Origin of the sequence: Acinetobacter amyesii (genome assembly GCF_002018365.1) — a bacterium.
Classification (GTDB): domain Bacteria; phylum Pseudomonadota; class Gammaproteobacteria; order Pseudomonadales; family Moraxellaceae; genus Acinetobacter; species Acinetobacter amyesii.
In genome coordinates this window covers 127,119-141,489 of record NZ_MVKX01000001.1, presented here as the reverse complement: position 1 = coordinate 141,489, position 14,371 = coordinate 127,119, and the positions used below count along the sequence as shown (strand labels likewise).

Below are 14,371 nucleotides of genomic sequence, written 5' to 3'. Positions count from 1 at the left end.
CCAATAACCGCCCAATTAGGCGGTTTAAATCGTAGTTTTTCGTGAATTTCGGATGTGATTAATCAAAAAATGAGCAGCCGAGCCGAGTGGTTTTTCACGGTTCCAGACCAAATCGACGAAATATTCAAATTTGGGTGTGAAATCTTGAAAGCTTAAGATTTTGAGTTGATCTTTGAGCGTAGGATTTTCATTAAACATCTCGAGGGGAAGCACACCCCAACCTAGACCTTGGATAATCATCGAACAAGCAGAGTGGTGGTTATCTGTACGCCAACTGTGTTTGGAAAATAACAACTCTGGTTTGATGCTTTTATCACGACTTGCGACCACGATTTGCCGACTTTGCAAAATTTGCTCAAAACTGACTTGCTTAAATTTCGACAGGGCATGTTTTGTCGCAGCAACAGGAACCAATGCTTCACGCTTCAATTCGACAAATTGTTCATAACTCTCAAGCTGTTCACGTTCAAACATTAGAGCAAGCTGTGCTTGACCCTGTAATAACATCTTTTGGGCATCTTCTTGCGGCGCAGAAAAAATATTGATTTGCAAAGATGGAAAATGAGTTTCTAGCAAAGAGATATAGTCGGTCCACTGCGTATGTAGCAGCTCTGATACCACCACGATATTCAGTGAAGACTCTAAACCATGACTCAGCGCAATTGCATGCTGTTTCCACTGATTGATTTCTATCAATAATTGTTCAGTTTTTTCATACAGGTTAATCGCTTGAGCGGTGGGCACAGGTTCACGACCAACGCGCTCAAACAGTTTAAGGTTGAGATCAATTTCGAAATTGGCAATGGACATGCTGACCGCCGAAGGCACTTTGCCGAGTTGCCGAGCTGCTGCGGAAAAGGATCCTGTTTCCATGACTGTTTTAAAAATCATGAGTTGTTCTTGATTAATATTCATGTGCATATAGAAAAATAAAGGAATACAACCTTTCAATAATATTGAAAGAACCTAACTCGATTAATCAATAATATAAAAATAAAATAAGTTTTTTACAAATGATAGAGTGTTTCAAAATGACGATTTCCAAGAGAAGGATTATTCATGCGCTAAGCTATGAGATCATCCTATTGGTGATCATTGCTATTGCGTTAAGTTTTATTTTTAAAGTTCCGATGGAGGTGACAGGTACGCTAGGTATTGCGATGGCGGTCACTTCTGTGATTTGGAACATGATTTTTAATCATTATTTTGAAAAATTTGAAGCAAAAAGAAAGTTAAAAAGAACCTTTGGTATACGTGTTTTACATGCGATTGGATTTGAGGGCGGCTTAATGCTTGCAACCATCCCAATGGTGGCTTATGCCATGCATATGACCTTATGGCAGGCAATTTTGCTCGATTTTAGTATGACCATGTGTATTTTAGTCTACACATTTATTTTCCAATGGTGCTATGACCAGATCGAGGCGCACTTGGGTTACCAACCACAATATCGTTAAATTTCAACAAGAAAATCACATTGGCCTGTATTGATAAGTACAGGCCTTTTTTGCATCAAAATAGTGCAAAGGTTTACAAATAACAATATATAAAAACATAATATAACTATAAAAAATTATACTAATTACATAACTTTTAAATATAAGAACAAAGAATGTTTTTATAAGTTGATTAAAAAAATATGCAAGACAAGGAGTTAGCATATGAAATTGATAAAAATTGTCACACCTGTTGTTTTACTTGGGCTTACACAATTTACATTTGCAGATGGTAACTTTAAACGTTTTTCTGTATCTGCGGGTTGGATGCATGTGATGCCGCAAGGAAAGGCAAATCCATTTAATATTAATACTGCGGTAGCAAATGGCACACAGGCTGAAGTAGGCACAATTAGTACTGAAGGTTTTCTAAAAGCGATTGATCCGAATGCAATTTATAATGAAGGGAGTAATTCTGCGAATCTTAAGGACACTTTAACCGATCTTGTGAATGGCCCTTTGGGAGGATTAATTAAAGATAAAGATGGCAATATCAAGTCAGAGATTGCAGGGATTGCAACAATCAATGGACTAGATCATTGGTCAGCTGAAGGGACGGGGCTTGAAGCAGAAGATGTCGATACATTAGGTTTAACATTTAACTACCATATTAATGATAATGTTTCTTTGCAAGTGATTGGCGGCATCCCACCTGAGGTAGATATTAAAGGTAAGGGTATGATTACCGCGCCATTATCTGGTCTTGCAGAGCCAGGCGGTCTGGGCGGTCTGTTATTCCCGGATGGTTTGCCACTAGATTACGCAGTACCCATTACGGATCTATCATCTTATGGTAAAGCGGCGAGTGCAAGAGCTTGGACGCCGGTATTTCAGGCACAGTACCAATTTGGTCAGTCGGGTGTAAATAAGTTTAGACCTTATGTGGGTGCAGGGATCATGTATGCTTATTTTAATGATATTGAACTCAATAAAGGAATTGAATCTGACTTAATTGCTGCAGGACATATGATTCAAAACATTAAAGATAATAATGCGGGTGCAGCACTCGACGGTAAAGAGTCATCAGGAAAAATGGTGGTCGATGTCGATGCGGATGATGCAATTGCACCTATCGTCACCGTAGGTTTTACTTATGACTTTAGCCCAAATTGGTTTACGGCAGCTTCGGTGTCTTATGCAAAGTTAAATAATAAGACCAAGATCGATGTGATTAACCAAACGACGGGTGAACAATTAATTCATGCAACGACCAAGATCGATATTGATCCCATCATTACTTATTTAGGTGTCGGTTATCGTTTCTAAAGCAATTTAAGCCCAAAGTCATTATTAACAAAAAACTGCTCATAAGAGCGGTTTTTTTAAGCGTTTATTATTTAATCATCATTGTTCGACCTTGATCATCAGCAATACAAATCAAGACGTGTACGCGGCCAGAACCTTTTATAAGTTGTACTTTGGACTGGGGTACAGCAACGTACGTCAGATAACTTAAATAAACTTTTAGTCTTTGTTTTTCTGTGGATGTATTACTTCTATTGATGAATTGTTTATATTTAAAATTAATTATCGGAAAAACAAATAGTATTTTTACTTATAAAAAATGTATTACATGACCATCTCTGCGTTGTTAATGTGAAAAATATACTAATAACATCACGCTATATTGATGCTGATCCCAGTTTAATGATTAGGTAAATATCGTTTTTTAAATTATAAGGTATTGATTATTTGTATTTTATTTTTTTTAGCGGTGTTTGGATGAAATTACGTGCATTAGCAGTAGTGGTTGCACTCATAATGACGGGGTGTGGTGGAGGTGGTGGTGAGTCTGGACAATCAACTGCTCCAACAGAATCTACACAGAATCAAGGTCAAATTAATTTAGCTAACGGCATACGTTTAGCTGATGTGGCTTCAGAGTTAAATGCTTCAACATTTTCTTTAGCATCATGGAATCCAACAGCCATTCAGCGCAGCGGCGACATTTTATATATTGCAAACAATCAGCCGACAGTAGAAATTCTGCGTTATGATTTAAAAAATAAGACAGTTCTCAGTTCAATTTCCGCAGCAAACGCTTTCGGCAATACAGGAAAAGCATGGACGGATATCAGCGATTTATACATCGCAGGCAATCGTCTTTATGTATCGTCATCAGGCAGTCACCGCGCAGATATTTTTGATATTTCCGGAACTACGCCAGTTTATTTCTGGTCTGTAGGTACAGGGTCTACAAGCGGTGGTCAGCCATTTTATGCAATGACTTATCCAAGTGCAGTCATCGCAAATGATCAATATGTTTTTGTCGCGGATAACTTAAACCGTATCAATGTCTGGACTCAGGAGACGGTGAATGGCAAATCCAGTGCTTCTTTAAGAAAGTTTAGCCGCCTTGCATTGCCAAGCTGTGGCTCTGGTTGTGTACCGCGTCTAGAAATTATTGGTGATCAGTTATATGCCACAACAACGAATGGTCACACCTATGTCTATAACGTTAAAAATATTCATGAAGCCCTAGATACAGAATCACTTGTTCAGCCAGATAAAATGCAAAACTCGGTCGCAACCGTGGTACACAGTGCAACGGACAACTTGCTCTATGCAGCGCAGCCGAGTGGAAAAATTGTCAGCTATTCAAAAAATAATTTAGCAAACCTGACGACTGCGTTGCCAAGTAGCGCAGTAGATACTGTACAGCAGTTCCGTTTGGCAGGACAGAATGCTCAGACTTTGCCTAAGTCTTTAGATTTAACGGTATATGGCGATGTGATTTATACGCTGTCTAATCAAAAGATAATTGCATTGCCGCTACGTAAAATTAAGCAAGTGATCTCAGATACACCAGTCTCTCCAACTGGCTTGCTCGAGTCGAAAGCGACTGAACAAACCCGTATGCTGCAAGATGGCGAAAGCTGGGCAACATTAACCAATACGACTTTGCGTAATATCCCTGTCAATAAAATATTATCGGCTTCATTTACAGGTAGCGGTATTCATTTGCAAAGCTACAGTGCTGCAGAAGTGAATAATTTAAAAATTGTAGGAAAGCTGCGTCAGAGTGAGCAATGGGTTGAAATTGCGACACTGGATCGTTTGACACCGTTCTCTACAAGCAAGCTCAATTTGACCATTGATAAAAATGCTGGATTTAATTTGGTTAATAAAATTGGTTCGGCCCGTATTGAAGGTCTAAGCAATTTTAGTGAAGTGCCTGTTGAACTCTTTGAAGAAGTGAAAATCACCTCAGATTCAGATACGCACGTTCAGAAGCTAAATACGATTAAAGCGCAGTGGAAACTGACCTTTGGTACCTACAATCCTGAAAGCGATTCGAAATGGTGCCGTATTACCCCGTTGTATGCGCGTGAATGGGTCATCATGATGACAAACTTTGCCTATATGATCAGTACGCCAGAGTTTGAAACACTGTGGTTTAATCATAAGGCTGCAATGGGGCACGACTTTTTTGGTAATGCAGGGCGTGTAGAGGGGACTAATGGTTTCTTCAAAGCTGAAGATTATAAAAATATTTATAATAGTATTTTAAACCGTGGGCAGATTAGCCTCGGTGTTACCAACATGGGTGGTGGGCTTGGCGGTGGTCAGGTACTTGGTGTAGATGGATGGATTTACTACGGTCATTATAGACAATCTGGCTATCGAATTGTTGCACATGAATTCGGGCATCATTGGGGTGGACATAACAGCGCTTGGGCAATGGAAGGTTGGGGCTTTGAAGCAATGATGGATAACCTAAATTTCTATTTCCAGCGTCAGCCAGATTCGTTACCGTATATGGATCCGAATTTAAACAGCTTCCATACACGTCCAGATTCAGAGTTATGCCAAGGGATTAGCCAAAACATTTTGAATGGTGTGGCTTCAAAAACACCTTGGAATAAAGTGGATGAATACTTTAAAAATAATCCATTACCGAAATAATTTTTAGCATTCAAGTATTAAAAAAGCACCTCAATGGAGGTGCTTTTTTTAAATCTGAAAAATTATTTTTCAATAATTGCTGTTACGCCTTGACCACCCGCAGCACAGATCGATACAAGTACACGGCCTGAACCTTTTTGGTTCAATAGTTTTGCAGCAGTTGCGATAATACGACCGCCAGTTGCAGCAAATGGGTGACCTGCAGCAAGAGATGAGCCTTTCACGTTCAATTTAGAACGATCAATTGAACCCAATGGTGCATCTAAGCCTAAACGTTCTTTACAGAATTTAGGATCTTCCCACGCTTTAAGTGTAGACAATACTTGAGATGCAAATGCTTCATGAATTTCATAGTAATCGAAGTCTTGTAGCGTAATACCTGCACGTTCAAGCATACGAGGCACTGCATAAGCAGGCGCCATCAATAAGCCTTCTTTTTTCTCTACAAAGTCAACTGCAGCAGTTTCTTGGAAAGTTAAATAAGCAAGCACTTCGTGACCGTTTGCTTTCGCCCATTCTTCTGACGCAAGAAGGACACATGACGCACCATCAGTCAGTGGAGTCGAGTTACCCGCAGTCATCGTACGCGCATCGCCTTTACCAAACGCTGGTTTTAACTTCGCAAGTTTTTCTACTGATGAGTCTGCACGTAAGTTGTTGTCACGCTCTAAACCAAGGAATGGCGTAATAAGGTCATCGAAGAAACCTTCTTCATATGCTGCTGCCATTTTTTGATGTGAAGATGCAGCAAGTTCATCTTGCGCTTCACGAGAGATACCCCATTCAAGCGTTGTAATTGCTTGATGATCACCCATAGAAAGACCTGTACGTGGTTCACCGTTCTTCGGTGCATCCATCAAATCTTTAACATTAATTTTAGTTAATGCTTTTAGGCGGTCTTTACCCGTTTTTGCAATGTTTAACTCAAGTAAAGCTTTACGTAAACCATCACCAAAAGCGATCGGTGCATCAGAGGTTGTATCTACACCACCAGCAACACCCACTTCGATTTGACCCAAAGCAATTTTATTAGCAACCAAGAAAGCTGCTTGTAAACCTGTACCACATGCTTGTTGAATATCGTAAGCAGGTGTTTCAGGAGCAAGTTCGGTATTGAGTACACACTCACGGGTCATGTTAAAGTCACGACTATGTTTTAACACAGCACCAGCAACAACTTCACCAAGGCGTTGACCTTGAAGATTGAAGCGTTCAACAAGACCATTTAATGCAGCTGTGAACATATCGCTGTTCGATGCAGTGAAGTAAGCGCCGTTAGAACGAGCGAAAGGAATACGATTACCACCGATAATAGCAACGCGGCGAACTGTGTTTTGACTCATGGTATTATCCTGTTGAACAGACGTTTGAGTTGTTGATTTTGAAGCTGTTTTAGGGTTTGAAGCGGGTGTCTTAGTACGCGTAGATGCACGACGAGGACGGCTCGTTTTAGCGGCATCACTTGTAGACTTGGTTGCTGTGCCCGTACTTTTAGCGGTACGTGGCGTACTCTTTGATGTATTTGACACAGTTTCCGTAGTCGGACTTTCGACTGCTGGATTTTCTTGAGTTGTTTTGCTCATAAGGCTTTTCCAAGCATGTTGATGATCTTCTTGACGGCTACATTAGCATATTCACCAAAGGGGTAAATTGACTAAAATGACATTCGCTAAAGCATTCAGGTCAAGCCATCTGCGGTTTAACTCAAGTATGATTCCATGGAAACTGATGGAACTATTGAAATATAAGTATCTGACATCATCTTGAAGTTAAAGGGATATCTTCAGATCCATCAAAAATTAATCTGTATGAGAGATAATAAACATGACTGATCAATACCAAACATTTGCAAAATCTCCTATTGGTAAATTTGTCATCAAAAATTTAGGTTTACCATCACCGACTTTTTTAGAGCGTTTTGAGTCTGCAACACCTGTCGTTAAAGGTGCGGTTTTATTCGGTGCAGCGCCAGCTTCAACATTGTCTGGTGCTATTGCACAAGTCTTGGCAAATATTCATGCAAATAGCTATGCAGGCAATAATGCTGAATTACAACAAGCTGCGGCAAAATCAGGTCTGAACTTAAGCGCATTTAACGAAGGCGATAAAGAGTCTAAGTTTAAAGTTGTGGTATTTGATGCTTCAGGTATTCAAAACTCAGAACAACTGCATGCCTTATATGCATTTTTTAACCCAATCGCACGTCAAATTCAGGCGTCTGGTCGCGTTGTCGTTGTTGGTACAACACCAGAGACTGCGAAAACTGTGAAACAAGCCATTGCACAACGTGCATTAGAAGGTTTTGTAAAATCAGTGGGTAAAGAGTTTAAGAAAGGAATTGCAGCACAATTAGTTTATGTGGACGAAGGTGCTGAAGCAAACTTAGAATCTGCATTACGTTTTGTAATTTCACCACGTTCAGCTTATGTATCGGGTCAAGTGATTCGTGTATCTAAAGCAGATGTGGTTGATGTTGACTGGAATAAGCCGCTTGCAGGCAAAACAGCTGTTGTAACAGGTGCAAGCCGTGGTATTGGTGAAGCAATCGCACATGTATTGTCACGTGATGGCGCGCATGTGATTTGTTTAGACGTTCCACAGCAGCAAGCTGACCTTGACCGTGTTGCAGGTGAAATAGGCGGTTCTACGCTCGCGATTGATATTACTGCAAACGATGCCGGTGAAAAAATTAAAGCGGCTGCAGCTGCTCAAGGTGGTTTGGATATCATCGTGCACAATGCCGGAATTACCCGTGACAAAACTTTGGCTAATATGAAGCCTGAGCTTTGGGACTTGGTGATTAACATTAATTTGTCTGCGATTGAGCGTGTAAATGATTACCTTCTTGAAAATGATGGCTTCAATACAAATGGTCGTATTGTTTGCGTATCTTCTATTTCAGGTATTGCAGGTAACTTAGGTCAAACCAACTATGCTGCTTCTAAAGCTGGTGTAATTGGTGTGGTTAAATTTACTGCTCCATTATTGAAAAATGGCGTAACCATTAATGCTGTTGCTCCAGGCTTCATTGAAACGCAAATGACTGCTGCGATTCCATTTGCAATCCGTGAAGCAGGTCGTCGTATGAACTCGATGAGTCAAGGTGGTTTACCTGTGGATGTTGCTGAAACGATTGCGATGTTTGCTTCCACTGCGTCGACTGGCTTGAACGGTAACGTGGTACGTGTGTGTGGTCAAAGCTTGTTAGGGGCTTAAATTAATCCCTATTAAAATTCCCTCTCCTTTTAGGAGAGGGTTAGGGAGAGGTAAAAATTTGCTATAAATGGAATGGGGCTAACCCTCATTCTAGCCTTCTCCTCGAGCCATATATGGCGCAAGAGTAGAGGCTTTTAAAACATTGAAATAAAAACTTCCAAAGGTTTAGTATGAATACTCGCCATTTTAGTCAACTTCCAAAACCTTATTTAGCCTATCCAAAAGTGATTCAAGGCTTGATTTTTAAAAAGCCTAAAGCTGAAAAAGTGCTGCCGCAAGTTGAATATGTGGTGGATTCATTTAAGGTCGATCAAAAACATTTAAAAGCTTATAACGAAGTGTGTGGCTTTAAAAACAATGGTTATATCCCAGCGATTTATTTGGCTGTGCTTTCTCAAAGTTTGCAAATGCATATGATGACTACGGAAGCTTTTCCATTTGCGATCTTAGGTTTGGTACATATTCGTAACCAAGTGAAGCAATATCGCAAAGTTGGTGTGAATGAAACACTGTCATTGTCATGCAAATTTGGTGAATTACAGCCACATGATAAAGGCGTGCAATTTGACTTTATTACCACTGCAAAAGTGGGCGATGAAGTGGTTGTAGAATCATTAACCACGTATTTAGCACGTCAAAAAACAGAGAACAAAGCTGCGGCAAAATCTACCGAAACAAAGTCAGCTGAGTTGCAAGTTCAAGCTGAATGGAATGTTTCTGAAAATACTGGTCGCCGTTATGCATTGACTTCTGGTGACTTTAACTTGATTCATATTCATGCTGTGACAGCAAAAGCGTTTGGTTTTAAACAAGCCATTGCACATGGTATGTGGAGTAAAGCCAAAGCTTTGTCGAGCTTAACTTTGCCAGATGCCTATGAAGCAGATGTATGGTTTAAATTACCCATGTATTTGCCTTCTCAAGTTGAGTTCCTAACTGCGCAAACAGGTAAAGATACAGAGTTTGCCATTCGAAATAGTAAGAACAAAAAACCGCATGTCGCGGGAAGTGTAAAGGCACTTTAAGACTTAAGCCTAAATCGATATCGGTTTAGGCTTTTTTGTTTTAATCTCAAGCGATTCATATTCAAAGGAATGATGATGCAGGCGCTCAAAGAATATTTATTTGCACAGAAGAATAATTATCAAGGTACAGTTGAAGAGGCATTTCAAGATTTGGCGGCGCAATTTAGCCGGATGCAGGATGCTCGAACCCACTTAGGCGGAGCAGCCTTAGTGGTGTATTTTAAAGGTCAAAAAGTCGTGGATATTTGGACTGGTAAAAAGTCAGCCGAAGAAGCTTGGCAGTCCAATACGCCCTCGGTCTGTTATTCCACGGGTAAAGGTGTACTTGCAACGCTTGCACATATTTTAGTGAGCGAAGGCTTTCTAGATTACGATACACCCGTTGCCGCATATTGGCCGGAGTTTGCTCAATATGGCAAGTCGGATATCACATTAAGGCACATGCTGAGTCACCGAAGTGGTTTATACGATATCCGTAATATCATTGAAACGGCATCCGAAATGGCAGATTGGCCGCATATGCTCAACGTCATTGCACAGGCCAAACCACGTTTTGAACCGACAACTGATGCGGCATATCAACCATTAACCTTCGGTTGGCAAGTCGGTGGTGTAATTGAAAAGGCCACAGGTCGACCGCTTGCTGAACTGATGCAACACTATTTGGTTGAACCTTTAGCATTGGACCATGCTTTTTTTGGCGTACCAGAGCATCAACTTAGTGAGGTTGCTCGCTTGATTCCGAAAAAGAAACAAGTAGAACGGGCTGTAGATACATCTGCACAAGAAAATAGTCAAATACAAGCAACGAAAAAAAGAACAGAGACACGAAATCCATCAATCTTTGATCGACTTTTGCAACTTTCTGGACAAAATTTGCAAGACTTTCAAGATGGTATGATTCCTAAAGGAATGCGCAAGTTTTCATTTTTTAGTGATGACGTTTTACAAGCCATTATACCTGCGGCTACTGGTGTATTTAGTGCCAATAGTTTAGCGAAAATCTATGCCATGCTTGCCAACCAAGGCCAGTGGCAAGGACAGACCTTAATCACACCACAAGTTTTTGAATCTTTAAGTAAAATTCAATATAAAAAGCGTGATCGTATTATGCCTTTACCGATGAATTGGCGTTTGGGATATCATCGAATTTTAACTTTAGGCAAATCTAGTCAAGGTTTTGGACATATAGGTTTTAATGGTTCTGGGGCCTGGTGTGATCCGCAGCGTGATTTAAGTTTTGCATATACACATAACTTTGCGACGGGTTCAATCACTGGCGATTATCGCTTATGGGGCTTAACTCAAGAAACGCTACGTTGTGCAGACAAAGCACTTAAAGGACGTAAGGGCTGGCTTTAAGATACTTAGGTATGTACAGAAATTGGGGAAATGTGAAAAATATGCTATTTTCCCACGCAGTTTTAAGCCGCTGTGATATCCCTATGAAAAAAGTTGTTTTGATTCCCTTAGTAGCAACGTCGGCAATGTTGGGTTGTCAGGATTCAACTCAAACGAAAGCAAAAGAGATAGAAGCGATTACTGTCGAAAAACAGCAAGCTGCATGGGTCGGTGATTTTAAAGGTACCACGCCGTGTATGGGCTGTCTTTCTCGTTGTGAAGATTGTCCTGGCATGGCTGTGGCTCTAGAGCTACATGAAGACCAAACTTATACACTCACTCGTGAAAGTCTAAGTGCTCATAACGAAGTAGAAGTACTAAAAGGTGTAATTCGTTTTAAAGATGAATCAAAGCAGCAGCTAGAACTTATGAATGTGCAAACGCGCAATCTTTTGTATGTAGATTTGGATCAGCAATTGCTAGAAATTCGTGAAGATCAGACGGCGAAACGCTATCAAATGCAAAGTGATTTCCTTTTAAATAAAGCAGTTTAAGCATTCGTAATTTATATTAAATTTACTCGATGCTTGGGATAGGACTAGATCGGATTTTTATTGTCCAAACTCTGCCATTTATTTCACTATTAGACAAAAAAACAGTATGCTTACACCTGTAAAAAGGAGCATACATGTATCAAGTACTTGCACGAAAATACCGTCCACGAAATTTCATTGAACTCGTGGGGCAAAACCATGTGTCACGCGCACTTACTAGTGCCTTAGAACGTGGTCGGTTACATCATGCGTATTTATTTACAGGTACTCGAGGTGTGGGTAAAACCACCATTGCCCGTATTTTGGCAAAATGTCTGAACTGTGAAACGGGTGTAACATCAACGCCGTGTGAAGTCTGCCCAACGTGTAAAGCAGTAAATGAAGGTCGTTTTATTGATTTAATTGAAATCGATGCGGCATCACGGACCAAAGTTGAAGATACCCGAGAGCTTCTCGACAACGTTCCTTATGCTCCAACGCAAGGTCGCTTCAAGGTTTATCTAATCGATGAAGTGCATATGCTCTCTACGCATTCATTTAATGCGTTATTAAAGACTCTCGAAGAACCGCCAGAGCATGTGAAGTTCTTATTTGCAACCACAGATCCACAAAAATTACCAATTACTGTCATTTCACGTTGCTTGCAATTTACTTTGCGTCCTTTAGCCGTGGATGAAATCACCTCGCATCTGACCGATATTTTACATAAAGAACAAATTCAAGCGGAGCAAGATGCGATTTGGCAAATTGCTGAATCGGCTCAAGGCTCTCTGCGTGATGCTTTGTCACTGACCGATCAGGCCATTGCCTATGGTCAGGGTTCAATTCAGCACCAAGATGTTAAAGACATGTTGGGCCTAATTGACCGTACGATTATTTATGATTTGATTTTAGCCATTCATCAAAATCAGCGTGAACGCGTGAGTGCTTTACTCATGCAATTCCGTCAACAAGCACTGGATGTTTCACTGGTATTGGATCAGTTAATTTCGACTTTGCATGAACTGGCATTATTACAATACTTACCAGACTTGGCGTTGAAATATAGTGCTGAGATCAATCAAAAAATTATGCAATTGTCGCAGTTGATTTCAGCTCAAGACTTGCAGTTGTATTATCAAGTTGCATGCAAAGGTCGGGCAGACTTGCAGTTGGCAGTGACACAAGAGCAAGGTTTTGAGATGTGTGTGCTACGTCTATTAGCATTCCGTCCATTACAGCCGAATGAAATGTTGGTTTCTGCTGTACAGCAAGAATCAGCCGCACAGCCACCGCTTGCTCAAAATCAGGCCGAAACAGTTCAGCGGACTCAAGCACAGTCTTTGCAGCAACCCAATACAGTTGTTGAGGCTGCTTCTCAGGTTGTCGCTGGTGATCAACCTGAAGCTGTGCCCGCTGTAGACACATCGCCAGCTTTCGATGATTTTGATGATTCACATTATGATGACGATGATGGCTATGTTTCTGCACCTGCAGTCGATGAACCTTCATCTGATGATTTTTTAGATGATCCTGAACAGGATGTGATTAGCCAAACTTCTTTAGCATCTACATCAAATGGCAGATTAGATACGCAAGTAGTTGTATCGGTTGAATCTGTAGTGACACAGCAAAATGACACACTTGTTATGGATGCCGTGGCAGAAGATACATTATTCGATTTAGATCCGACGCCGAGCACTGAAACTACGGAAGTTGATGTAAGCGCTATAAATTTTGAAGATATTGCACCTTTAGAATCAACAGCTTTAGAGCCAACAAGTACACAGACTGAAACGACTCAGCCAAATTTGACAGATGCAGTTGAACCAAAGCATGTGGTGAATGAATCAGTTTCGGGGGCTCAAGACCACAATGGTTTTGATCTAGCATCACCACAAGTTACGCTAAGTTCAGTTTCTTCGGATGCTGTTCAAACGGGTTCATCTTCTACCTTGATGCCACAAGATATTTTGACTTTACAGCCTCAAAATCTTGAAGGTGAGTGGACGGTCGAAAAGTGGGAGTATTGGTTCCGAAATAGTCAACTTTCACCTGCGGTACAAGAGTTGGCGCAGCATGGCATTATGCGCGGTACGATTGACGGTGAATCGACTTTCCATATTCCAAAGCGATACGAAGCTTTAGTGACTCAATTACAGCATGTATTGGAACAAGCCATTCATGCACAATGGTCAAAATGTCGTTTACATATCAGCTTTGAAGATGTCGAAGAAACCACACCGTATGCTTTACAACATGTCCGCAAGGAAAAGGCCTTTGCACGTGCAAATGAGTTATTACATGCTGAGCCTGTTGTGAAAGACTTACTCATAAGCTTTGATGGTGAGTTGCAAAATATCCAGCTCAAATGAGTTTCAAGCTGGATATAAAAATTAAAGTAAAAATTGAGTTAAAGCATCTCGCATATCTTCGGGTATCGAGATGCTTTTTCGTGTTTGGCGGTCGACAAATACATGCACGAAATGTCCTTGAGCTGCAGCCTCAAGTTGTCCGTGTTTAAAAATAGCCAAGTCATAGCGCAGTGAAGAATTACCAATTTTTTCAATCGCAACCCCAACTTCAATGATTTCAGGATAGGACAGTTCTTGTAAAAAGCTGCAGGCTGAATCGACCACTAAACCGATGATCGGGGTATTTTGCAAATCAAAACCGGCATGTTGAATCAAGAGTGCATTTGCAGCGGTATCAAAATAGCTGTAATAGGTGACATTATTGACATGACCATACATATCGTTGTCTGCCCAACGCGTTTGGATTGGAAATAAAAATCGATAGTTTTGGCGGCGTTTAGTTTCAGGTTTCATCGTTGGTATTTTCTTTATTTTAAAAA

At 40.6% G+C, this 14,371-nt stretch carries 11 protein-coding genes; 8 read left to right on the top strand and 3 right to left on the bottom strand.

The genetic code is table 11. From position 1 onward, the window contains the following. Positions 1–24: 24 nt before the first annotated feature. Positions 25–915: a LysR family transcriptional regulator gene (locus B1202_RS00680; protein ID WP_078189194.1), complete on the bottom strand. Its 891-nt coding sequence runs from the start codon at positions 913–915 to the stop codon at positions 25–27. A gap of 116 nt (positions 916–1,031) precedes the next feature. Between B1202_RS00680 and aceI the strand changes: the two genes are divergently transcribed. The 3 genes from aceI (at position 1,032) to B1202_RS00665 (ending at position 5,402) form a co-directional block, all read left to right on the top strand. Further along, on the top strand, positions 1,032–1,457 hold the full coding sequence (gene aceI / locus B1202_RS00675; RefSeq protein WP_078188608.1) for a chlorhexidine efflux PACE transporter AceI: 426 nt from the start codon (positions 1,032–1,034) through the stop codon (positions 1,455–1,457). A gap of 204 nt (positions 1,458–1,661) precedes the next feature. Beyond that, complete coding sequence (locus tag B1202_RS00670) at positions 1,662–2,762, top strand: OmpW/AlkL family protein (RefSeq protein WP_078188607.1); 1,101 nt, start codon at positions 1,662–1,664, stop codon at positions 2,760–2,762. Positions 2,763–3,218: 456 nt separating this feature from the next. Then, positions 3,219–5,402 (top strand): hypothetical protein, encoded by a 2,184-nt coding sequence (locus B1202_RS00665; RefSeq protein ID WP_078188606.1) that lies wholly within the window; start codon positions 3,219–3,221, stop codon positions 5,400–5,402. A gap of 62 nt (positions 5,403–5,464) precedes the next feature. On the opposite strand, the gene B1202_RS00660 is transcribed toward B1202_RS00665, so the two are convergent. Continuing rightward, complete coding sequence (locus B1202_RS00660) at positions 5,465–6,985, bottom strand: acetyl-CoA C-acetyltransferase (protein WP_078188605.1); 1,521 nt, start codon at positions 6,983–6,985, stop codon at positions 5,465–5,467. A gap of 241 nt (positions 6,986–7,226) precedes the next feature. Here B1202_RS00660 and B1202_RS00655 point away from each other — a divergent pair, with 241 nt between their 5' ends. The 5 genes from B1202_RS00655 to dnaX all read left to right on the top strand — a co-directional run bounded on the left by B1202_RS00655 (position 7,227) and on the right by dnaX (position 13,892). Next, positions 7,227–8,618 (top strand): 3-oxoacyl-ACP reductase, encoded by a 1,392-nt coding sequence (locus B1202_RS00655; RefSeq protein WP_078188604.1) that lies wholly within the window; start codon positions 7,227–7,229, stop codon positions 8,616–8,618. 170 nt (positions 8,619–8,788) lie between these two features. Further along, positions 8,789–9,643, top strand: coding sequence for a MaoC family dehydratase (locus tag B1202_RS00650; RefSeq protein ID WP_078188603.1), 855 nt, complete (start codon positions 8,789–8,791; stop codon positions 9,641–9,643). Between the two features lie 75 nt (positions 9,644–9,718). After that, entirely contained in the window at positions 9,719–11,005 is a 1,287-nt protein-coding gene (locus B1202_RS00645; protein ID WP_078188602.1) for a serine hydrolase domain-containing protein, read from the top strand. Positions 11,006–11,088: 83 nt separating this feature from the next. Continuing rightward, positions 11,089–11,538: a copper resistance protein NlpE N-terminal domain-containing protein gene (locus B1202_RS00640; RefSeq protein ID WP_078188601.1), complete on the top strand. Its 450-nt coding sequence runs from the start codon at positions 11,089–11,091 to the stop codon at positions 11,536–11,538. A gap of 134 nt (positions 11,539–11,672) precedes the next feature. After that, entirely contained in the window at positions 11,673–13,892 is a 2,220-nt protein-coding gene (dnaX, locus tag B1202_RS00635) for a DNA polymerase III subunit gamma/tau (protein WP_078188600.1), read from the top strand. Positions 13,893–13,913: 21 nt separating this feature from the next. Here dnaX and B1202_RS00630 read toward each other — a convergent pair whose 3' ends face one another. After that, positions 13,914–14,345, bottom strand: coding sequence for an acyl-CoA thioesterase (locus B1202_RS00630; protein WP_078188599.1), 432 nt, complete (start codon positions 14,343–14,345; stop codon positions 13,914–13,916). Positions 14,346–14,371: the final 26 nt, after the last annotated feature.

What these genes read in the sequence shown, in the direction of transcription:
- dnaX (WP_078188600.1), top strand. Translation starts at nt 11,673, where the DNA reads ATGTATCAAGTACTTGCACGAAAATACCGTCCACGAAATTTCATTGAA.
- B1202_RS00680 (WP_078189194.1), bottom strand. Translation starts at nt 915, where the DNA reads ATGAATATTAATCAAGAACAACTCATGATTTTTAAAACAGTCATGGAA.
- B1202_RS00645 (WP_078188602.1), top strand. Translation starts at nt 9,719, where the DNA reads ATGCAGGCGCTCAAAGAATATTTATTTGCACAGAAGAATAATTATCAA.
- B1202_RS00655 (WP_078188604.1), top strand. Translation starts at nt 7,227, where the DNA reads ATGACTGATCAATACCAAACATTTGCAAAATCTCCTATTGGTAAATTT.
- B1202_RS00630 (WP_078188599.1), bottom strand. Translation starts at nt 14,345, where the DNA reads ATGAAACCTGAAACTAAACGCCGCCAAAACTATCGATTTTTATTTCCA.
- B1202_RS00660 (WP_078188605.1), bottom strand. Translation starts at nt 6,985, where the DNA reads ATGAGCAAAACAACTCAAGAAAATCCAGCAGTCGAAAGTCCGACTACG.
- B1202_RS00640 (WP_078188601.1), top strand. Translation starts at nt 11,089, where the DNA reads ATGAAAAAAGTTGTTTTGATTCCCTTAGTAGCAACGTCGGCAATGTTG.
- aceI (WP_078188608.1), top strand. Translation starts at nt 1,032, where the DNA reads ATGACGATTTCCAAGAGAAGGATTATTCATGCGCTAAGCTATGAGATC.
- B1202_RS00670 (WP_078188607.1), top strand. Translation starts at nt 1,662, where the DNA reads ATGAAATTGATAAAAATTGTCACACCTGTTGTTTTACTTGGGCTTACA.
- B1202_RS00665 (WP_078188606.1), top strand. Translation starts at nt 3,219, where the DNA reads ATGAAATTACGTGCATTAGCAGTAGTGGTTGCACTCATAATGACGGGG.
- B1202_RS00650 (WP_078188603.1), top strand. Translation starts at nt 8,789, where the DNA reads ATGAATACTCGCCATTTTAGTCAACTTCCAAAACCTTATTTAGCCTAT.